This window comes from Myxococcus sp. AB056, from assembly GCF_006547365.1.
Lineage (GTDB): Bacteria > Myxococcota > Myxococcia > Myxococcales > Myxococcaceae > Myxococcus > Myxococcus virescens.
Window position 1 is genome coordinate 21610 of record NZ_VHLB01000060.1, and the last position, 23072, is coordinate 44681.

General features: G+C 70.6%; 14 protein-coding genes. 11 read left to right on the forward strand and 3 right to left on the reverse strand.

Going from position 1 to position 23072, the window contains the following annotated elements:
* Nucleotides 1-110 precede the first annotated feature (110 nt).
* Complete coding sequence (locus tag FMP39_RS24210; RefSeq protein WP_194858541.1) at nucleotides 111-1901, forward strand: sigma 54-interacting transcriptional regulator; 1791 nt, start codon at nucleotides 111-113, stop codon at nucleotides 1899-1901.
* A 10-nt stretch (nucleotides 1902-1911) separates the two neighbouring features.
* Here the strand turns inward: FMP39_RS24210 and FMP39_RS24215 are convergent, their stop codons facing one another.
* Complete coding sequence (locus tag FMP39_RS24215; RefSeq protein ID WP_228558290.1) at nucleotides 1912-3252, reverse strand: hypothetical protein; 1341 nt, start codon at nucleotides 3250-3252, stop codon at nucleotides 1912-1914.
* A 566-nt stretch (nucleotides 3253-3818) separates the two neighbouring features.
* On the opposite strand from FMP39_RS24215, the gene FMP39_RS24220 reads away from it, so the two are divergent.
* Nucleotides 3819-4664 (forward strand): ThiF family adenylyltransferase, encoded by an 846-nt coding sequence (locus FMP39_RS24220; protein WP_228558291.1) that lies wholly within the window; start codon nucleotides 3819-3821, stop codon nucleotides 4662-4664.
* Nucleotides 4665-4692: 28 nt separating this feature from the next.
* On the opposite strand, the gene FMP39_RS24225 is transcribed toward FMP39_RS24220, so the two are convergent.
* Both FMP39_RS24225 and FMP39_RS24230 read right to left on the reverse strand, forming a co-directional pair.
* The gene (locus FMP39_RS24225; RefSeq protein ID WP_011552966.1) at nucleotides 4693-5139 is read right to left on the reverse strand and encodes a hypothetical protein; all 447 of its coding nucleotides are present in this window, start codon (nucleotides 5137-5139) and stop codon (nucleotides 4693-4695) included.
* 214 nt (nucleotides 5140-5353) lie between these two features.
* Nucleotides 5354-7774 carry an acylase gene (locus FMP39_RS24230; RefSeq protein ID WP_305036077.1) on the reverse strand — a complete coding sequence of 807 codons (2421 nt, stop codon included), beginning with the start codon at nucleotides 7772-7774 and terminating at the stop codon, nucleotides 5354-5356.
* Between the two features lie 233 nt (nucleotides 7775-8007).
* Here FMP39_RS24230 and FMP39_RS24235 point away from each other — a divergent pair, with 233 nt between their 5' ends.
* From FMP39_RS24235 to FMP39_RS24275, 9 genes are all read left to right on the forward strand, one after another.
* Nucleotides 8008-8652 (forward strand): phosphatidylcholine/phosphatidylserine synthase, encoded by a 645-nt coding sequence (locus FMP39_RS24235; protein WP_141592598.1) that lies wholly within the window; start codon nucleotides 8008-8010, stop codon nucleotides 8650-8652.
* A 156-nt stretch (nucleotides 8653-8808) separates the two neighbouring features.
* Nucleotides 8809-11775 carry a choice-of-anchor D domain-containing protein gene (locus FMP39_RS24240; protein WP_194858542.1) on the forward strand — a complete coding sequence of 989 codons (2967 nt, stop codon included), beginning with the start codon at nucleotides 8809-8811 and terminating at the stop codon, nucleotides 11773-11775.
* 112 nt (nucleotides 11776-11887) lie between these two features.
* A complete protein-coding gene (locus tag FMP39_RS24245; RefSeq protein WP_090492734.1) occupies nucleotides 11888-12274 on the forward strand; it encodes a hypothetical protein in 387 nt (128 codons plus the stop codon).
* 130 nt (nucleotides 12275-12404) lie between these two features.
* Complete coding sequence (locus FMP39_RS24250) at nucleotides 12405-14738, forward strand: serine/threonine protein kinase (protein WP_141592600.1); 2334 nt, start codon at nucleotides 12405-12407, stop codon at nucleotides 14736-14738.
* Nucleotides 14739-14758: 20 nt separating this feature from the next.
* A complete protein-coding gene (locus tag FMP39_RS24255) occupies nucleotides 14759-17209 on the forward strand; it encodes a serine/threonine-protein kinase (RefSeq protein ID WP_141592601.1) in 2451 nt (816 codons plus the stop codon).
* Nucleotides 17210-17516: 307 nt separating this feature from the next.
* A complete protein-coding gene (locus tag FMP39_RS24260; RefSeq protein ID WP_090492740.1) occupies nucleotides 17517-18041 on the forward strand; it encodes a MerR family transcriptional regulator in 525 nt (174 codons plus the stop codon).
* Between the two features lie 42 nt (nucleotides 18042-18083).
* Nucleotides 18084-18575 carry a sigma factor-like helix-turn-helix DNA-binding protein gene (locus FMP39_RS24265; RefSeq protein WP_002635080.1) on the forward strand — a complete coding sequence of 164 codons (492 nt, stop codon included), beginning with the start codon at nucleotides 18084-18086 and terminating at the stop codon, nucleotides 18573-18575.
* Between the two features lie 105 nt (nucleotides 18576-18680).
* Complete coding sequence (purH, locus tag FMP39_RS24270; RefSeq protein ID WP_141592602.1) at nucleotides 18681-20225, forward strand: bifunctional phosphoribosylaminoimidazolecarboxamide formyltransferase/IMP cyclohydrolase; 1545 nt, start codon at nucleotides 18681-18683, stop codon at nucleotides 20223-20225.
* A 3-nt stretch (nucleotides 20226-20228) separates the two neighbouring features.
* Nucleotides 20229-23072, forward strand: coding sequence for a zinc-ribbon domain-containing protein (locus FMP39_RS24275; RefSeq protein ID WP_141592603.1), 2844 nt, complete (start codon nucleotides 20229-20231; stop codon nucleotides 23070-23072).

Here is a 23072-nt window from a genome sequence, read left to right on the forward strand (position 1 = left end):
CCCGGTCGTTCATGACCTGTACCTACATCCAGGTCGAGTGATGGCTGGCGAATCTTCTCGCGTCGCAAATTGTCAACGCCGCTTCATCCCTCAAGTAGACTGTGGTGGTCATGACGCGGCCTGTGTCCGCCTACGCCCCTCGAAGCGAACGCAAGCCGTTGTACGTGAAGGTGGTGACGCAGCCCGCGCTCCATGGGTGCTGGGCCGTCAACATCAGTGAGACGGGCATCGGGCTCATCGCCACGCCGCACACGCCGTCCGAAGGGCCGCGTGAGGGCGAGGACGTGGAGCTGTCGTTCTCCCTTCCGGACTCCGGTGAGCACATCCGCGTGCGCGGCGTGGTGCGCTGGCGTCACGACGCGTCTGGCGCGGTGGCGGCCATGGGCGTGAGCTTCCGCGCCTTCGAGGAAGCGGACGGCGTGAAGCTGGCGCGCTACCTTGCCTCGTCGCACCTCCAGGTGGTGGTGGCCTTCGCCACCGAGCAGGAGGCGCGCGCGGTGACTGCCGCGCTGGAAGGGGTGGCCAAGCTCCACTTCGCCGCCAGCCCGTCGGACGCCCACGCGCTGGTGACGCGCGGGGACGCGGCGTGCCTGGTGGTGTGCGGTCAGGACGAGGAGCAGGCCCTGGCCCTGGTGGAGTCCCTGGCCGCCCGCCGCGCGGACGCGGACCCTTCCGGCGCGGGGCCGCCCAGTGACCTGGCATCGCGAATCGTCTACTGCGCGCCGGCCGCGCCGGAGCGGCTGGTGGCCCTCTTCAACGCCGGGCGCATCTTCCGCGCGCTCGGGCCTTCACCCACGCGGGAGGCCCTGCACCAGGCGGTGCTTCAAGCGGGGCGCGAGCACGGCGTGCGCACCGAGCAGTGGCGCATGGCGCTGGAGCTGGAGCGCAGCTTGCTGCGCGAGCGCGCCCTGTCGCAGAAGCTGCCGCCGGCCCCCGGTGGGCGCGGCGGGGACGAGGTGGGCTTCCGCAGCGCCGCCATGCAGCGGGTGATGGAGCTGGTGCGCCTGGTGGCGCCCCACCGCGTGGCCGTGCTGCTCCAGGGCGAGACGGGCACGGGCAAGGAGGTGCTGGCGCGCATCCTCCACCGGCTCAGTGGCCGGGGGGACGTGCCGCTCGTGGTGCAGGACTGCGGCGCGCTGTCGGAGACGCTGCTGGAGAGTGAGCTCTTCGGTCACGTGAAGGGCTCCTTCACGGGCGCGGTGGCGGACCACCCCGGGCTCTTCGTGCTCGCCAACGGCGGCACCATCTTCCTGGACGAAATCGAGAACACCACCGCCAACCTCCAGGCCAAGCTCCTCCGCGTGCTGGAGACGGGGGACGTGCGTCCGGTGGGAGGCACCCAGGTGCGCCACGTGGACGTGCGCGTGGTGGCCGCCAGCAACAAGGACATGGGCGAGGAAGTGCGCGCCGGCCGCTTCCGCGCGGACCTCTTCTACCGGCTCAACAGCTTCACCGTGGACATCCCCCCGCTGCGGGACAGGCCGGAGGACGTTCCGGAGCTGGCGCTCTACTTCCTGGAGTTGTTCAACCGCACCTTGCGTCGCTCAGCCAGCGGCATCGCGCCGGACGCGGTGGACGCGCTGCGGGCCTACGCCTGGCCGGGCAACGTGCGCGAGCTGCGCAACGTCATGGAGCGCTCGGTGCTGCTCTCCCGCCCGGGCGAGGTGGTGTCGCGGCGGCTGCTGCCGCCGGTGCTGGGCTCCACCTTGGCCCTGCGGAACGAGCCGGGTGGGGATGGCTCGCTGCGCGCGCGGCTGGATCGGGTGGAGCGGGAGTTCATCCGCGAGGCACTGGAGCGCCACGGCGGGGTGCTGCGGCGCGCGGCCGTGGCGCTGGGGATGGACCCGGTGACGCTGGGCCGGCGGGTCCGGCGCCACGGCTTGTGGAAGGGAGACACCTAGCACTTGCGCCTCAGTGGGCGCGAATCCACTGGAGCATGGGCTTCCAGACGCGCACGCGCGCGTCGTCCGCCAGGAACAGGTCCGCGTGCCCGTAGTCCAGGGCGCGCGCGGTCTCCGGCAGCGTGCTGATGTTGAGCAGGGTGACGTCCCGGCTGCCCAGCAGCGTGACGCTGTGCTCGCCGTAGCGGCCCACGCCGCCCGCGGCGCCCACGTACAGAACCGGCACCTTCACGTCGCGCAGGCGGTCGCCGTAGGGCACGTGCTTCCCGCAGGCCCACGCCTCCGTCTCCACCACCTCGTTGATGCTCTGGTACGGGGCGGCGCGCTGGCCGAACTCGAAAAGGTAGCCCTCGTGGGTGAAGGCCAGCCGCTCCGGCAGGCCCAGGGTGTCCGGCGTGCTGCCCATCAGGTGGTAGGCCGGGACAACCGGCTGCAACGGCGCGAAGAGCACGCTCGTCGCGCCCGCCGCGACCAGGGCCAGCTTGCGGTTCGAGGGACGGCCCGTGCCCGGCCCGAAGATGTCGTCCTGCACCAGCGGCGACGGCGCGGCCGGCTGCACCGCGGCGAGCTGGCCAATGGCCTGCAGCATGATGCCCGGCGCCGGCCCGAGCAGGCCACCCTCCAGTTGGCCCTCCTGGCGGGCATTGCTCAGCGCCTCATAGCGCTCACACGCCCACGCCTGCTGCTGCGCGTCCTCCGGGGAGAAGCGCACCGCCATGTCCATGGGGATGAAGCCGTCCACCAGGCGCAGCGCGCGCGGCAGCCGGGCCTCGCGGTTGAGGTACGCGTAGCCCACCACCGCGCCCCGGCTCCAGCCCAGCAGGTGCATGGTGCCCATGAAGTTGCCGCCCGCCAGCCGCAGCAGTTTCGCCACCCCCAGCGCCACGCCCACGTCGGCCGCGTGCGTTTCCAGCGTCCAGTTCTTCATGAAGCGAAAATCCTGCGTGTTCTGCGGCACGCCCGCCCACCGCAGGTCGATGCCCCACACGTCCACGCCCTCCTTCGCCAGGTACGCGGCGATGGACTGCTCCGGCGGAACGAATGCGGAGCCGATGCTGGAGAGGAACGCGGCCTCGAATCCCCACCCGTCGCCGTGCACCATGAACACCGCGCGCGTCGCACGCGCCGGCCGCCACGCCCGGTCCTCCCGCACCACCCGGTGCAGGGTGATGACGTCCTGCTGCGACGGCCCCACCTGCAGGCGGTAGCGGTAGTGGGCCACGTCGCCGAACAGCGCCACCCGCTCACTGCTTCCCAGATTGCTGGAACCGAGGAGCGCGGCGCCGACCGGCGCGCCTTCCGCCAGCGCCACGCCCTGGAGTGCCGCGGCCCGTGAGACAGCGTGTCGCATGTCATCAGAAGGAGCCCCTTCGGCGGTTCGAGCCAACGACAGACATGCCAACGAGACGCAGAGGAAGAACACGGAACGCATACAGACCTCGGATCGGCTGAAGAGGTTCGGGGGAGTCGAGTTACGCCGGCCCATGACGCCCCTGACGTGTCGCCCCCCCGAGCAGAATTCACGCCAATCATTAAACCCCTGTAACTCCTGGAGTGTTATCCAGACAGGGACTTCATGGGTGAATGCCACTGTGGATCGAACCTCTGACATCCCCTGCCAGGTGGGGTACTTCGGCGCGTGCTTCATCGCTGAAGCCCGCGCATCACCGGTGCGGCTTCCGGGGCGTCACGAGGAACCCAGCAGGGATTGAGAGGCGTGGGTGACGAGCGCGCGCAAATGACCACAGGCGACCAGAACGGGCAAGAACCGATTAGCTCTCCAGTACGGGTGGACTGACGGGGTCCGAACGGCACCAGGTGACGTGGGAGGGGTGCTGAACACACGCGCCCGTGGGGCTCTCGCCACCCTCCTGGGTGGGGGGCACATGGAAGCCAGACTTCAACGTGAGGCGGCCCATGTTCGAGCAGCGGTTCCAGCGCAATCTGGGCGTGGTGGATGCGGAGACGCTGGACAAACTGTCACGCACGCATGTGTTGGTGGCGGGCGTGGGCGGCGCGGGTGGCCAGTGCGCGGTGGACCTGGCGCGGCTGGGGTTCGGCGGCGTGACGCTGGCGGACTTCGACGTCTACGAGCGCCACAACATGAACCGGCAGGTGGGCTGCTTCGAAAGCACGTTGGGCCGCTCCAAGGTGGAAGTGGTGGGGCGGATGTGCCGGGACATCCACCCGGCCCTGCGGCTGCGGGAAGTGCCAGAGGGCATCACCGAGGCCAACGTGGAGGACGTGCTTGGCGGGGGCGGTGCGCTGGGGCCGGTGGATTACGTGGTGGAGGTCATCGACATCGCGGGGGCGCATGAGAAGCAGGTGCTCCACCGCGCCTGCCGCCAGCGTGGCGTGCCGGTGATGACGGGGCTGATGTTGGGATTCGGCGCGGCGCTGCACGTCTTCCAGCCGGACGCGCCGCTGTACGAAGCGCTCTACATCCTGCCGGATGGGCGCATCGACCTGCCGGCCATCATCCCCCACCTGGGAAGCTACATGCTCCGCGAGTACATGGACGCGTGCTTCCAGGGCCGGGGCCACGCCCCCACCTGCGTGGTGGGCGCGACGAGCGCTGCGGGGATGATGGTGACGGAGTTGACGCGCGCGGTGATGCGGGGCCCCCGGTCCATGGTGTCGTGGCCGGAGTATCTCTATGTGGACTTCTTCGACCACAGCTTCGTCCGGGGCACCGCCGCGTCGGCCCTGGCGCGGCGGGCGGTCCCGGCGTCGCGGGCCGGAGGTGCCCCGGCCGCGAGCTGACGTCGCTGGACGGAAGGGCGGGCCGCGCTCACACCACGCCGCGCGCCCGGGCCTCTTCGATGACCTTCACGCCGTCCACGCCCAGGCTCTTGCCCAGATAGGGGGCGACGAGGTCGGCGTGCTTGTGCACGCGGTGGAAGGCCTCGTCGAAGGTGCGCGTCACCAGGTTGATGCCGGAGATGATGACCCGCTGCAGGTTGTATTGCAGGTCATTGCCTTCGACGATGGCGTGAATCTCCGTGAAGAGGGGGCGCGCGTCCGAATGGAAGGTGGACAGGTTGCGCCGCTGCTCCGAATTGGGCACGGAAGACTTCGGTGAAAGGCTGGCGACGAGGACGAGCGGGTGCTGAAGCTGCTCGTGCGCGCCCTTCATCTGCTGGAAGACGGTGTGGATTTCTTCCTGACTGGGTGGTGCCTCCCAGCGGAGGAAGAACACTCTGCCGATGATGGCGGTCTTGTAGACGGATGTGGCCATGATGTCCCCCTGCTGCTGCCGCGGTGATTCCACCGGGAAATCCCGGTGCCCCTTCGCCAGGAACGAACGGCGGCGCCTGGCGGTCTGCGCACCCATTGGCGCGCGTCCCTGGAGCAGACGGAATCAGACTGGAGGGCGGACATCCGCGGCCCGACATTGCCCCGCCGGGCCGCGAGGTGTCCGGCCCCCGACGAATCGGGGGCCGGCGGGGACATCAGTTGCCGGTGAGGGTGATCTGCTCAGCCGGCGCGGCGGCGATTTCCTCGGCGGTGAAGAGGATGGGCCGCCACTGCTTCTGGGAGAACAGCCGCGTCTGGTCCGCGTAGTACGGCGAGGCCGGGTTGCTGGACTCGCTGTAGGTCAGCAGGGCGCTGGCCTGCACGCCGGTGGGCGTGAACTCCATGGCCATGATGAAGCTGCTGCCGTTGTTGATGACGTAGCCGCCGTTGGCCAGGGCCGTGCGTCCGTTGACGACGGTCCGCGTGGCGCTGCCCACCTCGGCTTTGGGCGTGGTGGACTTCAGCGTGCCGAAGCCGACGATGTTCGCCGCGCCATCGTAGTTGCCGCCGCCGTGGATGGGGATGCGCTCGCCGCTCACGCGGGGGGTGAACTGCGCCTCGCCCAGCGGGAGGTCCAGCGCCAGCCCCGCGCGCGTCAGCGTGGTCACGGCCTGGGCCAGCTTGGTCAGGACGGGGTCGGTGCCCTGGGCGGGCGCGGGCGCCAGCGTGTGGGGCGTGGCGATGGGGTCGGCCGGGTCGAAGGGCGTGGCGTACAGCGCCGGGCTCGCCTGCAGCTCGCCCATGGTGAACGTGCCCGCGAACTCGCGCCACACGATGGCGCCCACGCTGTCCAAGTCATAGCGGCGGTCCCACTGGGCAAGCAGCGAGCACGCCTGGCTGATGTCCACGGTGTCCGCGCCGTACGGCACCGTCGTGTGGCCGGTGCAGCGGGCCACCACGTCGTCGACGAGCAGCTCGGCGATCATGCCGCGGTTGTTGAGGATGGCGTCCTGCAGCTCGGTGCGGGTGAAGAGGCCATCCGCGCCGGACGCGCCACCTTCGACCTGCTCGGTGAGCATGACGGCGTTGAGGCGCGTGCGCGGCGTCTGGGGCACGTCCTCCAGGCCGTGCAGGGGCGAGAAGCCCTTGAGCGGCGCGGCGGGGTTGGTCAGCCAGTAGCTGTCATTGGCGTTGAAGACGAAGTCGGTGCGGTCCAGCTTGGGCACCTTGCTGAAGGGGACCAGGCCCGGGCTGCGGGCGCCGGGCTCATCCTGCCACTCGTTCTGGCTGTTGCTGCCGTCGAGCAGCACCAGGCCCATCTGCTGCCAGATGGCGGTGGTGGCCAGGTCCGCGCCCTGGCGGGCGAAGTTCCAGGTGGTCAGGGCCGCTTGGGACAGGTTCGGCGTGGGCGTGGCATCCGTGTACCAGGTGTTGCCCGCGCGGTCGGCCGCCATGGTGTTGACCCAGGGGATGCCCTGCTCGCGCGCGTAGACGGCCTTGAACTCATCCATGCTGCGGGCCTGGTTCATGCCCAGGAACTGCGCCAGCAGGGTGTCGTTCTCCAGGTTGGCGTCGCGGTAGGTGAGCACGGACTGCTCGGTCCACTCCGCGGTACCGGGGATGGAGATGATGGGGCCGTAGTGGCTGCTGTACATGCGGCGCGTGACGTTGACGAGCGTGCCGTTGTCGAGCAGGACCAGGATGGTGATGTCCTTCCAGGTCATCTCCCGCTCTTCGTTGTCGTAGTAGTACGAGGTCGGCTTGCCCGGCACCAGGCGCAGCCCGTACAGCGTCATGCGCTGGCCGGAGGAGAAGGTGTGCGTCCAGGCCACGTCGTTGTTGAAGCCGATGAGGACCGCGGGCACGCCCAGCAGGCCCACGCCGTAGATGTCCAGCTCACCGGGGACGGTGAGGTGGCTCTCCCACAGCTTGAGCTCGCCTTCCCAGGGGAAGTGCGGGTTGGCCACCACCATGCCGTGGCCGGTGGCGGAGCGGTCGCGGCCAATGGCCCAGCCGTTGCTGCCCACCTGGTGCAGCTCGGGCCGCTGGACCTTGACGTAGTCGCGGTCCGGCGTGCCCACGGTGGTCGCCGTCACGTCGGGCGGCGTGGCCGCGGCGAGGGCGAGGGCGACCTGATAGCTGCTGCCCGTCAGCGCCACGCTGTAGGCGTAGGCCAGCAGGTCCACCTCGGAGATGGGGCGCACCCACTTGGCGCCGGTGCAGGGCGCGGGGAGCTGATCCTTGGGCGTCTCCTCGAGGTAGCGGTTGAAGCCGGCCGCGTAGCCCTTGAGCATGGCCTGGAGGGTGGCGGGCTGCGTGCTGAAGCGCTCCGTGGCGCGCGCGTGGAGGCCCAGCGAGCGGTAGGCGAAGTCGCTGCCCGCGTAGGTGCTGCCGGGGCCCATGCCCATGAAGCGGGCGCGCTCGCCGCGCACCTTGAGGATCTGATCCGCGAGGATACAGACGTGGTCCTGGGCGAAGGCATAGCCATTGCCGTACGCCACGCTGCCCATGTCCTTTCCGGTGATGTGGGGGACGCCGTGGGCGGTGCGGCGGATGGTGACTTCGTAGGTGGGCGTCGGGGTCGGAGGCGTGCCTTCGTCGTCGTCACCACAGGCGGAGCTGAATAGCAGGCTCACGCCTGCGAGAAGGGAGAACTGCCAGCGGGTGCTCCGCGTACGCCGGAGCACACCGCGCCGGAGGGGCGAGGGAGATTTGGGGTGCATGACAGTCGTCGAGCGTAGGGAGTGGCTGATCACACCGTCAAAATGTTTCTGAAACTGGAATGGTTTCTCACACCGCCGGGCACAACGCAGTGTGGCAAGAACGAGCTTCCGGCCGAGCGGGAGGGGTGTGGTAGGAAATCGCGCATATGTCGACCGAGCCGTCCCGTGCCCGCCGCCCGCGCCGTCACTTTTCGATGATTCGCACGTTCGTGCTCGCTGACTTCGTGACGCTGGGCAACGGCTTCGCGGGCGCGGGCGCCATCCTTTCCTCCATGCAGTACCTGGCTTCCGGGGACGTGAGCTGGCTGTGGGTGGCCTTCGGCCTGATGCCAGTGGCGCTGGTGATGGACGTCATGGACGGGCGCATCGCGCGCTGGCGCTTCAAGAAGTCGCCTCTGGGCGCGGACCTGGACTCACTGGCGGACGTCATCTCCTTCGGCATGGCGCCGGCGGCGCTGGCCTTCGCGGTGGGGATGCGCGGCTCCCTGGACGTGGCGGCGCTCCTCTACTTCGTGGCGTGTGGCATCAGCCGGCTGGCGCGCTTCAACGTCACGTCGGCGGACCTGTCGGACGAGTCCGGGAAGGTGAAGTACTTCGAGGGAACCCCCATTCCCACCAGCCTGGCGCTGGTGATGGTGATGGCCGCAGCGACGTGGGCGGGGCGCATCGGTCCTGACCTGTGGGGTGGTGAGTGGCGCCTGGGACCCTTGGTGCTGCACCCGTTGGCGCTGATGTACGTGGCCAGCGGAAGCGCGATGATCAGCAAGACATTGCGCATTCCGAAGATTTGATAGCGGACACCCACCCACCCCTGGGCGCGGGGTTACCCACGCATGGCCGGTTGCCCACCCTGAAGTGGGTGCCTAGCTTCGCCACCGTTCCTTCCGCCGTCCCCCATGTGGGGCGCGCGGCGGCCAAGGTTGACGGTAGTGGGGAAGGGGTGGGCCATGACAGGGCGCTTGGGCTGGGTCGCCCTCGCGGTGGTGGGGTTGCTGGTCGGTTGTGCGGATCGCGAGCGCTCGGCGCTGGCGGACGGAAGGCTGACGGCGACGCCGGGTGGCGTCGACTTCGAGCGGGTGGCCATCTTCGATGCGCGCGAAGCGGAGATTTCGCTGCGTAACGTGGGCCGCGCACCCGTTGACGTGAACGAGGTCTGGGTGGAGGGCCCCGAGGGGGCCTACCGCGCCGAGTTCACCCATGAGGGGCCGCACAGCTTGCAACCCGGGAGCGCGTGCTCGCTGCGCGTGCGCTTCGCGCCGCCCGCCGAAGGTTCCCTGCCGGGGGTGTTGGTGGTGCGCTCGGATACGCGCATCGAGCCCCTGCTGCGCATCCCCCTGACGGGCACCGGCGTGGACGCCTGGGCCCGCGTGTCGCCGCGTCGGCTGGACTTCGGCCGCATTGAAGCGGACGCCACGAAGACGCTGCCGCTGCGGCTGGAGAACCCCACGGAATTATCCGTGGAGGTGACGCCGCGGCTGGTGGGCGCGGACCGCGACGAATTCAGCGTGGCGCCGGTGACGCTGGCGCCCGGTGAGAGCCGCGAGCTCATGGTGACGTTCCACCCGGTGCGGGTGGGCCGCAAGCAGGTGGCGCTGGCGGTGTCGCCCTGCCGCGGCTGCGCTGACGTGACGGTGCAGGTGGCCGCCGAGGCGCTGGAGCGCGCGGTGGTGGCCGAGCCGGAGGTCCTGGACTTCGGCGCGGTGCCCGTGGACCGGGACGCGGTGCGCGAGTCGAGCATCCGCAACATCAGCACGGAGCCGGTGACGGTGACGCAGCTGACGCTGGAGGGCCGTGACGCGTCCTTCACCCAGAACAACGCTGGCTTCCCCTTCGTGCTCCAGCCGGGCGAGGTGCGGACCTTCACGTTCCGCTACAGCCCGGACCACCAGGGCGCGGCGCAGGACACCGCGCTGTACCACGTGGAGAGCCGCCGCCATCCGACGACGCCCGTGCAGCTGCGCGGCTACGGCGGCGCGCCGGAGCTGTGTGTGTCCCCGTCGTTCTACGACTTCGGCACGCAGCCGCTCGGCGCGAAGGTGCGCGTCATCATCAACGTGAAGAACTGCGGCGCGTCCAATGAGGGCGGGCTCACCATCAACACGCTGGACTGGCTGCCGCAGCAGGGTGGGGCGCCTCAGTTCAACCACACGCCGCTGGCGCTGCCGGTGACGCTGCCGCCCGGCGGCGAGGTGAACCTGGAGGTCTTCTACGAGCCCACCGAGCTGCGCGCGGCGGAGGGCTCGCTGGTGATGACGACCAACGCCTTCTCCGCGGCCATGGTGCAGATGGACTTCCGCGGCAACCCGGAGGCGCACGCGCCCTGCGAGCTCACGCTCACGCCGCAGGCCCTGGATTTCGGCACCATTCCGCCGGGGCAGGGCGCGGTGCTGGGACTCAAGCTGGAGAACCGCGGCACCGATTTGTGCCCGGTGAAGAACCTCCGCCTGCGAGATGACGGCGGCGGCGTCTTCACGTTGCCGGGCGGCGACATCTACGGCGGCATCATGTACCCCGGCGACTGGTTCAGCTTCCAGGTGGCCTTCATGGCGCCCGTGGCGGGCGGCCACTTCACCGGCACCGTGCAGATTGAGCAGATGCAGCCGGCGAACCCGGTGCTGCTGGTGCCGCTGGTGGCGAACACGCAGGCGGTGTGCCTGGTGGCCTCGCGCCGCTACATGGACTGGGGCGTGGCCCGGCCGGACTGCCCCGCCGAGCCCATGGAGGTGAACTTCCTCAATGCCTGCGCCGCGCCGGTGACGGTGAACGACGTGTGGATTGGGCCGGGCACCACGGATTCGGAGTTCGGGTTTTCGGCGGTGCCGGCCTCCATCCCCTTCGTGCTGCCGCCCAACGAGGCCTTCACGGTGGGCGTGGAGTACTTCGGCCTGGTGTCGGGCATGAACCTGTCGCCGCTGTACGTGGGCTCCAGTGACTTGCCGGCGCCGCTGATGGTTCCGCTGGTGGGCGAGTCGTCGATGCGCGTGGAGAAGACGGACAACTTCATCCAGCAGGACGTCAGCAAGGTGGACGTGCTGCTGGTGGTGGACAACACCGCCTCCATGGCGGTGGAGCATCCGCGACTGGTGGAGGCCATTCCGACCTTCGTGCAGACGGCGCTGGACCGGGGCGTCAGCCTCAACGTAGCGGTGACGACGACGGGCATCCATCCGGTCACGCCGACGGACCCGGCCAACGCGTGCCCGGGCGGCGCGGAGGGTGGCGAGGCGGGCCGCTTCTTCCCGGTGGACAACTCGCTGCCGCGCATCCTCACGAGCGCGACGCCGAACCTGGCCCAGCAGCTCCAGCAGAACGTGCAGGTGGGCCGGTGCGCGGAGGTGGAGCAGGGCTTCGAGGCGATGCGCCGCGCGCTGTCCCGGCCGCTGGTGAACAGCGCGGATGACCCGCGCACGCCGCTGCCCAACGACGGCAACGTGGGCTTCCTGCGCGAGGAGGCCGCGCTGGTGGTGCTGTTCGTCAGCGACGAGGACGACCACTCGCCCGACGCGGTGGACACCTACGTGGACTGGGCCCAGCAGCTCAAGGGGCAGAACCAGCCGCAGCGCGCGACCTTCTATGCCATCGCTCCGCCGGCTGAAGGCTGCGCGACGGCGGGCGGCGCCGGTACGCGCTACGCGCAGGCCACCTCCCGCACAGGAGGCGAGGTGGTGAGCGTCTGCGCGGAAGACTACCGGCCGCTGTTGCAGGCAGTGGGTGACAAGGCCTTCTCCGCGCAGGAGCGCTTCCCGCTGAGCGACATGCCGGAGCCCGGCACCGTGACGGTGACGGTGAATGGCACGCCGTCCACGTCCGGCTGGACCTACGACGCGGCCACCAACAGCGTGGTGTTCGACGTCGTGCCGCCAGCGGGCACCCGCATCGCCATCAACTACCGCCGTTCGTGCGACGCGATGTAGCGAACGCACCCGGAGGGCCGGACATCCGGCCCTCCACAGTGGTGTCAGTCCCCGGTGCTACAGGTCTGCTTCCGCCTGTGCGGATGACCAGAAAATTGGAGGTCACCTCGCGGTGTGTACCCTGAGGTCGTACCTGCAGCTGCCGAGGAGGCACCCGGTGAACTCCCAGGATTTTGAAGGAACGATGACGAGCGCGGCCCGCCCCTCTGGACGGGCTCCAGGACTGCGCGTCATCAAGGGAGAAGGGCAGCGGAGGGAGGAGCCGCTCGCCTCCCGGGACGCCGTGGCCCGGGTGCTGATGGAGGCCGGGGCGGACCTGCTGCTGCGGCGAATCAGCCCGGCGCGGGCGGGGGAGATTGAGCGGAAGGTGGACCGGGTCCTGGACCTGTTCGACCGGGTGGACGTGGCGCCGGTGCTGATGCCGGTGCTGAAGCGGCACCTGGATGAGCTGGAGGCCCTGATGCGAGAGACTCGCGAGGTGCGGGCCGCCCGGAGGTAGCCACAAAGGCCGTTTCCGGAGCAGTTGGGGGTTTGACCCTCCTTCCCGGTGCGCTTACGCTCGGGGCCATCCCGCGCCCGGAACTCGGGGCCACTCCAAGGGTGGTTGTCCAGGGGCCGGTCAGGTCGCCGTGTCCATCGAAACCTATGGCAGGTATCAGCTCCTGAGTCGTCTCGCCACGGGCGGGATGGCGCAGATCTATCTTGCGCGGCCTCAGGGCGCGGAGCCTGACAAGCGGGTGGTGGTCAAGCGGATCCTTCCGCACCTCGCGGAGAACGACGACTTCGTCAAGATGTTCCTGGACGAGGCGCGCATCGCCGCTCGGCTGAACCACCCCAACGTGGTGCAGATTTTCGACCTGGGCGCCCAGGACGACTCCTTCTTCATCGCCATGGAGTACATCCACGGCGACGACCTGCGCCGGCTGTGGCGGCAGTCGGAGCTGATGGGCCAGCCGCTGCCGGTGCCGCTGGTGTGCCGCATCCTCATCGAGGCCTGCGCCGGCCTGGACTACGCACACAAGCGCACGGACCCGACGACGGGCCGTCCGCTGGGCATCGTCCACCGGGACGTGTCCCCCCAGAACATCCTGGTGACGTTCGAGGGCGGGGTGAAGGTGGTGGACTTCGGTATCGCCAAGGCGGCGGACCAGGCCACGGTGACCCGCTCCGGCGTGCTGAAGGGGAAGTATTCGTACATGTCCCCGGAGCAGGCGGCGGGCATGCGGGTGGACTGCCGCGCGGACATCTTCGCGCTGGGCATCGTCCTGTACGAGCTGCTCACCAGCACGCGCCTGTTCAAGCGCCCCAACGACATCCAGACGCTGACGGCGGTGTCGGAGTGCCGGGTGTTGCCGCCCTCGCATGTGACGTCGCGCGTGCCGGCGGATCTGGACGCCATCGTCCTCAAGGCGCTCGCGAAGGAGCTGCCAGACCGGTACCAGGAAGCGGCGCACCTCCAGCACGCGCTGGAGGAGTGGCTGCGCGTGCACCAGGCGCCCGCCACGTCCGCGCACCTGTCCGCCTTCATGAAGGAGGTCTTCGCGGAGCGGCTGGCCGAGGAGGCCCGGGCGGGCGACGTGCTGGGCGAGGACTCGGATTCGGGGACGTCGAGGCAGGAGGCTCCGCCGCGCCGCACGGGCCTGCGGCCCGCGTTGCCGCCGCGTCCACCGTCGATGTCTCCGGAGGACGACGCGACGGCGGCGCTGCGTCCACGACCGGCGTCCCGCACAGGCCGCTTCGAGCTGGAGCCGGAGAAGCCCGCGCCGCGGCTGACGGGACAGCGCCGGGCGGTGGAGCCCGAGCGGCCCTCTCGCTCCGGCATGAACGTGACGCCTCCGCTGCCGCCGCGCGTGGAGGAGGACGCACCCACGGTGGATGCGCGCGCGCCCGCGTCCGTGACTCGGACGGACGTGAAGCTGGGCGGGGCCGCTGCTGCCGCGCCGACGGAGCCTCGTGGCGCTCCGCGGCCTTTCGGCGGCACGGGCCGCTTCGACCTGGGTGCGCCGGTCCTCCCCGTGGATGACGAGGACGCCCCTACGGTGGATGCCCGCGCTGGCGCGCGCTCGCAGGCGCGGGGTGGGTTCGTCGTGGAGGAGGACGCGCCCACCATCGCCATGATGGAGACGGGCCGGCCTGCGCGGGTGGTGATTCCACTGCGGGACGGGGAGCCGCTCGAGGAGGACGCCCCCACGCTGTCGCTGGGCATGTCACGCGCGGCGAAGCGCCCCGTGGCGGCCGCGGGCAGCAAGACGTGGCTGTACGTGGGGCTGGTATTGCTGGTCGTCGTGGCGGTGGGCGTGGTGCTCTGGTCGATGCGGTCGCCGGAGCCCATGCCGGTGTCGTTGGACCCGGAGGCCGTGGTGCCCGCGCCCGTGCCCATGAAGGCTGAGGCGCCGGTCCAGGCTCCGACGGAGCTGCGGCCCCCGCCCGTGGTGCCCCAGCCTCCCGCGGAGACCGCGCCGGCGCCGGTGCGGCTGCGTATCGAGACGCAGCCCGCGGACGCGGTGGTGCTGGTGGATGGCCAACGCCATGACGAGCGGCCGGTGATGCTCGAAGCGGCGGTGGGCCAGCAGGTCGCCGTGCGGGTGGAGGCCGACCGGCACCAGGCGCAGACGCGCACGGTGACGGTGGGGGAGGACGCGGAGCAGGTGGCGCGCTTCACGCTGGCGCCCGAGCCCCGGGCGGTGGCTGCTGCGCCCGTGGCGGCGGTGGTACGCGAGCGTCCGGCCCGGCCCGAGCCCCGGCAGGAGGGGCGACTGGCCCGGGTGCGCTTCATCGTGCACCCTTGGGCGGAGGTGACGTGCGGTGGCAAGCGGCTGGGCGAAACGCCCTTCGAGGCCGTGGAGCTGCGCGTGGGCAGCTATGACTGCCGCTTCGTCAACCCCGACCTCAAGAAGACGCTCAGTCGACGTATCGAGGTGAAGCCCATCGACCTCAACGTCGTGAGCGTGAAGTTCGAATAGCACATGCCTTGGATGCTCCCGTGACGCTCGAAGCCGGCACTCACATCGGCAAGTACGTCGTCCGCCGCAAGCTCGCCGAGGGCGGCATGGCGGAAATCTACCTGTGCACGGCGCGCGGCGCGGAGGGCTTCGAGAAGGAAGTCGTCATCAAGCGGGTGCGCGCCTTCCTCGCCAGCGACCCGGAGTTCGTGGGGATGTTCATCGCCGAGGCCCGGCTGGCCTCGCGGCTGAACCACGCGAACGTGGTGCAGATATTCGACTTCGACAAGCACGAGGACACGTACTACCTGGCCATGGAGTACGTGCGCGGCTGCTCATTGTGGGAGCTGCGCAAGCGCGGCAAGGAGCTGATGGAGCCGGTGCCGCCCATGCTGGTGGCGCACATCGGCGCGGAGGTCGCCCGGGGCCTGCACTACGCGCACCGCGTCCGCGTGAATGGCCAGCCGCTGGACCTGGTGCACCGGGACGTCACGCCGCACAACGTGCTGCTGTCCTTCGATGGCGCGGTGAAGCTGACGGACTTTGGCATCGCCAAGGCGGGCAACAAGCTGACGCAGCCGGGCGTGCTGAAGGGCAAGTTCGCGTACATGTCGCCCGAGCAGGCCCGGGGCGAGGCCGTGGATGCGCGCACGGACATCTTCGCGCTGGGCGTGGTGCTGTGGGAGATGCTCACCGGAGGCCGCCTGTTCGACGGGGACTCCGAGGTGGCGGTGCTGCGCGCGGTGCAGCAGAGCACCATTCCGCCTCCGGCCCGGCTGAATCCGGACGTGCCCGCGGACCTGGATGCCGCCGTGGTGCGAGCTCTGGACAGAGACCCCGCGCTCCGCTTCCAGACGGCCGCGGAGTTCGAGCGCGCCCTGGCTCAGTGCGTGCTGACGCATGCGAGGTCCTTGGACGACACGGACCTGAGCGCCTTCATGCGCCGCTTGTTCCCCACCAGCCTCACCCAGGCGATTCCCACCGTGCAGGAGCGCACACACGTCGTGGAAGGGGAGCCGGCACCTGGGGCGGAGGCGTCGCCCGTGCCGCGCGAGCCCACCGCGGTGATGGTGTCTGCTGGCCGCAGCGGCCTGGCGTTGCCGACGTCTCCGGACGAAGACGTCAATGCGCCGACCTTCGTGTTGCCGCGCAGGGGCGAGGAGGCCGCGCTGGATGCGGCGCCACTGCCGCCCATGGCCACGCCGATGATGCCGCTGCCGGCGGTGGCGTCGTCGCCGGTGCCTCGCGGCGCATCTTTCGAAAGCGCGCCTTCCACTCCGGGCCGGCAGAGCCGTCCGGAGGGTGTGGTCGCGGTGTCGGGGCCTCCCTCTGGCGGAGCCGAGGATTTTCGCGGTGCCGCCTCCAGCGAGGATGCACGGGCCGAGAAGACGCCGAGCAGGGGCTCAGGTGTTCCGGCGGTGTCCGGGAGCGCGCGGCCCCCGAGTCGTCCGGAAGGAATCGCCGCCGTCGCGTCACCGTCAGGGTCATCCGGGAGTCTGAAGCTGGCCAGCGCCTGGGACGATGAGGACGACGACGAGGAAGGTACCCCGTCGAATACGGAGCCTGAGGCGCATCCCGGGATGTGGGCAGCCGTGCCTGGAGCTTCCGAGGTGCCTGCGGCGGGCGTCCATGCGTCCGGCCCCGAGGGCTCTGCGGCGAGTGCCCGTGCGTCCGGAACCGGGGTTCCTGCGGCGGGTGCCCATGCGTCCGGATCCGGGATTCTCGGGACGAGTGCCCGGGGCGCCGGAGCCGAGGTGCCTGCGGCGGGTGTCCATGCTTCCGGATCCGGGGTTCTCGGGACGAGTGCCCGGGGCGCCGGAGCCGAGGTGCCTGCGGCGGGTGGCCATGCGTCCGGCCCCGAGGCTCTCGAGGCGGGTGCCCGTGCGTCCGGCCCCGTGGCCTCGGTGGCCGTGCCGGCGGCGCGCCGTCCGTGGGCGCTGGGACTGGCCGTGGCGTTGGGGCTCGCCGTCGTCGGAGGCGGCGTTGCTGTGATGCGGGGGACCGAAGCGGCTCCTCCGGTGGCGCCGGCAGAGCCCGTGGTGGCCGCACCCGCTGTGGATGAACCCGTGCCGACCGCGCAGCCCGCGCCTTCCGCGGTCCCTGGGAACGCCGAGGGCGGGGAGACCGGGCCCGCCGATACCGCCGACACCGAATCCGAGGTGGACGGGCTGATGCGCGAGGAGGTGCTCGCCGCTGCCGCCACCCCCCCGGCCTCCGACCCCGCGCCGAGTGCGGCTGGCACCCACCAGGAGCCGGAGCGCGTGCGCGCGGCACCGGCCAGCGGAACGCTCCAGGTCCAGGCCGCGCCCTATGCCACCGTGTTCATCAACGGCAAGCGCATGGGCGAAGTCACGGGGCGAGCGTCGTACCGGTTGCCCGTCGGCAACCACAAGCTCGTCTTCCAGCACCCGTCCGGCGAGCGCCGCTACGACGTCACCGTCACCGCGGGCGGCACCGTCAGCCGCGAGTTCCGCGCCCCCCGGGGGCGCTGAGCCAGTCCGGCTCCCGGCACGGCGGCCTCACCGGCAGCCGTGCCGCAACCTGAGCCCAGGTCCGAAGTCACCCGCCGTGCCCGTGCTCGCTTCCGCTTGAGCACCCCCAACGTCCACTCCTGAACGCTGCTGCCTCGCACCCAGCGGGGCCGCCTTCGGGCTGTCACGCCTACCTTGTCCCACCTGCCGCTCCGCCTGTTCAAAGGCGCGCGATTCGTCCGTCGCCGCTTGCCTGCCTGGTGGTCTGCCTTGACACCCAACCGCCCGTTCTGGCACTCAGTGGCCCCCACTCAGTGGATTATATTCAATGGAATCCATGGACCTGCTGGCTCCTGAGGAGATTGCTCGGATCGAGCGCGAGAACGCGGGCGGTCTGCCCGCGAGCGCCATCCTGGAAATCTTTCGGCCACGGGGCGTGCGCCTGTCGGAGGCGACGTTCCGGAAGTACGTGCAGGCGGGCTTGCTACCCAGGAGCCGTCGGGTGGGCCGGAAGGGGAAGCATCAGGGGAGCGTTGGGCTCTACCCGGTGGAGGCGGTGCGCCGCATCAATGTCATCAAGAAGATGATGGCGGAGGGGCACACCCTGGAGGACATCAAGCGGTCCTATGTCTTCCACAGCAACTACATCGACCAGTTGGAACGGGACCTTGCAGGCCTCCTGAACGGATTCCAGGAGGAGCTGGGGGACCGCGCCTTTGGGGGGGAGCATCGGCGTACGCTTGAGGCACAGCTAGCAACCTTGCGGCAAAGAGCGCAGGATCTGGTCCGGGATGTCGCCCGGCTCGGTAGCGCCGTGACCGCACGCGCAGACGAAACCATCCGTTCGCAATAGAATACCCGGGAACCGGGTAGACTGGCCTCACGTGGAGGGGACATGTCGGAAGTGAAGCAGCTACAGGAGGAGGGGGGGGACCAGGAATCGGACCAGGCGCAGGAGCGCCGCCGTTCCAAGACCATGTCGCGCAAGGAGATGGCGCGCGACCTGCGGAGGCGTCGCCTCACAGGTCAGGTGGACCCCGAAGAGGCCGACCTGCTGAAGCAGATGGACGACACGCGGCCGCGTACGCGCGCGGACTGCATCAACGGTCCCCGGCCGTGCAACTTCGTCTCCTGCAAGCACAATCTCTACCTGGACGTGAACCCGGAGACGGGGTCCATCAAGCTCAACTTCCCGGACAAGGAGATCTGGGAGCTGGAGCACACCTGCGCCCTGGACGTGGCGGAGAAGGGCGGCATCACGCTCGAGGAGGTGGGAGAGATCATGAACCTCACCCGTGAGCGCATCCGCCAGGTGGAGACGCGCGGGCTGATGAAGCTGCGCGAAGCCACCGAAGCCGAGCCGCCGGTTTCGGCTCGTAAGCCCTGATGTTCGCGGGTGGTTTCCACCCGCCAACGGAGGGCCGACGTGTTGCGTTGACACCCCAGGGGGTGGTTGCTACTACCGCCGCTTCCCGCACACCGAGGCCCACACGTGCTGGCTCTCCTGAGCGTTTCTGATAAGCGAGGTCTGGTTCCCTTCGCCCAGGGGCTCGTCCGCCTGGGCTTCCGGTTGTTGTCCACCGGGGGCACGCTGGAGGCGCTCAAGGGCGCGGGGGTGCCCGTCAAGAAGGTGTCCGAGCACACGCAGAGCCCCGAGATTCTGGGTGGCCGCGTGAAGACGCTCCACCCCCGCATCCACGGCGGCATCCTGGGACGGCTGGAGCTGGAGGCCGACCGGGAGGAGATGAAGGCGCACGGCATCGAGCCCATCTCCCTGGTCGCGGTGAACCTGTATCCCTTCCGGCAGACGGTGGCCTCGGGCGCCGCGGAGCCGGAGGTCATCGAGCAGATTGATATCGGCGGGCCCGCGATGGTGCGCGCCTCCGCGAAGAACTTCCGGCACGTCTCGGTGGTGGTGGACCCGGACGACTATCCGGCGGTGCTGGCGGAGCTGGAGCAGCAGAAGGCGGTGAGCGAGGACACGCGGCGCCGGCTGATGCGCAAGGCCTTCGCGCACACGGCGGCCTACGACGCCTCCATCTCCGCGTGGCTGTCCGTGCAGGCGGGCGAGCCGTTCCCGGGGGAGCTGTCGCTGGCGTTCCAGAAGTCGCAGGACCTGCGCTACGGGGAGAACCCGCATCAGCGCGGCGCCTTCTACCGCGAGCACGCCGCGCCCCAGGAGCCGACGGTCGCCTTCGCCAAGGTGCTGCAGGGCAAGGAGCTTTCGTACAACAACATCCTGGACCTGGACGCGGCGCTGGGCCTGCTGCTGGAGTTCCCGGAGGCCCCCGCGGCCGTCATCATCAAGCACAACACGCCGTGCGGCGTGGCGGTGGATGCCGCCCTGGTGAAGGCCTACCGCACGGCCCGCGCGGTGGATGAGGTCTCCGCCTTCGGGGGCATCGTCGCGCTCAACCGCGAGGTGGACGCGGCCACGGCCCAGGCCATGGCGGAGACGTTCCTGGAGGCGGTCATCGCGCCGTCCTACTCCCCGGAGGCGTTGCAGGTGCTGGCGGCGAAGAAGAACCTGCGGCTCCTGGAGGCGGGCCCCGCGCTGGCCAGTCCCCAGGCCCGGCCGCGTGCCCAATTGGACGCTCGAAGCGTGTCCGGTGGCATGCTGCTGATGGACCGGGACTCGGTGGAGCCGCCGCTGTCGTGGAAGGTGGTCTCCAAGCGGGCTCCCACGCCGGAGGAGGAGCGGGCCATGCGCTTCGCCTGGAAGGTGTGCAAGCACGTCAAGAGCAACGCCATCGTCTTCGCCTCCGGTGACCAGCTCCTGGCGCAGGGTGGGGGGCAGACGAACCGGGTGGACTCGGTCCGCATCGCGATGCAGCGCGGCGGAGCGGCCCTCAGGGGCAGTGCGGTCGCCTCGGACGCCTTCTTCCCGTTCCGGGATGGGCTGGACGAGGCCGCCCGGGCGGGGGCCACCTGTGTCGTACAACCCGGCGGTTCGGTCCGTGACGCGGAGTTGATTGCCGCCGCGGATGAACATGGGATGGCCATGGTGCTGACGGGAGTGCGACACTTCCGGCACTGAGCCATGCGCATCGTCTGTCAGAAATGTGCGGCCGCCTACGCGATTGATGACAAGCTCATCACCGCCAAGGGCGTTCGCGCGCAGTGTCCTCGCTGCCGGAACCTGCAGTTGGTCCGGCGCGATCCCTCGGCCGTGCCCGCTGCTGGCGCGCCGGCATCACAGCCCGCGGCGCCCGTCACGCTGACGCCTGTCTCCGGCGCCGCGCCCGCGGCGAATCCCGCGGACGACCTCTTCGGCGACTTCGGGGCGCCGCCGCCCGCCGCGCCCGCACCTGGCGCTGCTCCGGCTCCCAAGCCTGCCCGGGGGGAGGGCCGCTCGGCCTCGGACCTGTTCGGCGACTTCGGGGCGATGCCCTCGCCTGCTCCCGCGTCCGCGCCGCCCGTGGACCCCTTCGCGAACGTGGGGGCGCCGGCTTCGGGAGGCGGTGGGGCTGGTGCGGAGGACCCGCTGCTCGACTTCCTGGGACCGCCGCCCTCCGCGCCGCAGGGGCTGGAGTCCCAGCCTTCGCGCCCGGCGAAGCCCGCCGCCGCGAAGCCCGCGACCTCCGGCTGCCGCGTCTGCCAGAAGCCGCTGACGGACTCCTTCGACCAGGCGCTCGGCATCTGTGATGACTGCCGCCAGCCTGGTTCCGCCCAGGCGCCGGCCGCCGCGAGCCGTCCGGCCGCTCCGGCGGGGAACTCGGACTTCCTGCCGCCCATGGCGGACCTGGGTGGGGGCTCCGCATCGGTGGCGCAAGCCTCGGAGCCAGCGCCCGGTGCCGAGCCGCGTAGTGGCGCGCGCGTGCCCATCAGCACCGACATCATTCCGGACATGGGGCCGGAGCCTCGCAGTGGCCTCCGCGCCTCCTCGCCGCAGCTGGGAGCGGAGCCTCGCAGCGGCTCGCGCTCCGCGCCGGTGCTCGTCACGGATGGGCGCTCCCGTGGGGGCAAGGGCGGACTGGTGGCGGGCCTCGTGGGGCTCGTCGTCGTGGGCGGAGGCGTGGGCGGTTACTTCCTGTACCAACAGCAGCAGGAGGCGTCGCGCCGCCAGGCCGGTCCTCCGCCCGTGGCCGCCATCCCGGACGCGGTGCAGGCGGTGCTGCCTCGCTGGAAGTTGAAGTACCTGGAGATTCCGGGCACCAGCGCGGAACGGCTCGCGCAGGGGCAGCAGCAGCTCGCCCGTGACGAGCGCTTCGCGTACGCGGAGGCGGAGGAGTCCTTCCAGCAGGCGCTGGTGCTGGACCCGACCAGCGATGCCGCCATCGCGGGCTACGTCCAGGCGCTGGCCCTGGGTCGCGGCGCGCGCATGGACGACGCGACGTTCCAGGAGGCCCGCGCGCTGCTGTCGGCGGCGGAGTCGCGGTCCGGCCGCACGGCGCCGTTGCTGCTGGCGCACGCGAACCTCCTGCTGGCCCGCTCCGGTCAGCCCGAGCAGGCGCGCCCGCTCGCGGAGGAGTTGCTGGCCCGCGCGGAGCTCCCCGACGCACAGAAGGCCGAAGCGCACCTGGTGCTGGGCCGCGCGTGGCTGTCGTCGTCCCGCGAGCTGGCTCGCAGCCACTTCGACTCCGCGCAGAAGCTGTCGCCGGACATCAAGCGGCTGCACTACTACCGCGCACTCGCACATGTGTCGGGCGGTGAGTACTCCGCCGCGCTGGACACGTTGCGCAAGCGGCTGGAGGCGAGCCCGAAGGACTGGGAGAGCCTGGCGCTCACCGCCCGCATCTACCAGGAGGTGGGTGAGCCCGCGGAGGCGCGCAAGTTGTACGAGGCCCGGGTGAAGGCGGAGCCCGGCGAGCTGCGCGCGCTGTTGCCGCTGGCGATGCTGCGCTACCAGGCGGAAGGCAACGCCGCGGGCGCGGTGCGGGACTTGCGCGCGCTGATGAAGAACCGGGCGCGCTACGACGGGCCCGAGGTGGCCGAGGTGCTGGTGCACCTGGCGGCCGCGGAGCGCACCGCGGGCAGTCAGGACGCGGCGGTGAAGTCGGCGGAAGAGGCCCTTCAGCTCGTGAAGGGACTGCCGGAGGCGCACCTCCAGCTCTTCCTGGTGGCCCTGGGCCGCCGCGACGCGGAGAAGGCACGGACCCATCTGCCGGGCTTCCGCGGGCAGTTGGAGGACGGCGCGCTGGAGAAGGTGCTGGAAGGCCGGCTGCTGCTCCTGGAGAAGAAGCCGCTGGAGGCGCTGGAGGCGTTCCAGGAAGCAGTGAAGCTGGACGCGCGGCGGCTGGACGCGCAACTGCTGGCGGGCGTCGCCGCGGCGAGCGCGAGGCGACGGGACGATGCCTTCCGCGCGCTGCACCAGGCGCTGCAGTCGGACCCGCTCCGGCTGGAGCCGAGGCCCGCGACGTCCGCCTACTGGCTGCGCCCGCGCGAGACGGTGGAGGGCGTTGAGGGTGCCATCCTCGCGCTGTCCGAGGGACCGGAGGACCCGTCCCCACTGTTGTACGAGGGCCTGCTGCGCTTCCACCAGCACCAGTTCGACGCGGCCGAGCGTCACCTGCGCAGTGTGTTGGAGGTGGACGCGAACAACGCGGGGGCCCTGGCCTACCGCTCGCTCATCGCGCTGCAGCGAGGCGCTACCGCGGACGCCCGGCGCCTGGGCGAACGCGCCGCGGCGGCGGGGCGGCAGATGCCGGTGTCGCATCTGGCGCACGGCCTGGCGTTGGCGGAGGCCCGGCAGGTGGAGCCGGCCAAGCGCGCGCTGCGGGACGCGCTGGCCCTGGCGCCCACGCTGCTATCGGCGCAGGCGCGACTGGCGCAGTTGGAGTCGGCCCGGGGCAAGGACGTGGCGCGAGACACCCTGGTGAAGGTGGTGGGGTTGGATCCGGCATACCTCCCCGCGAAGCGGATGCTCTACCTGTTGGAACGGTGA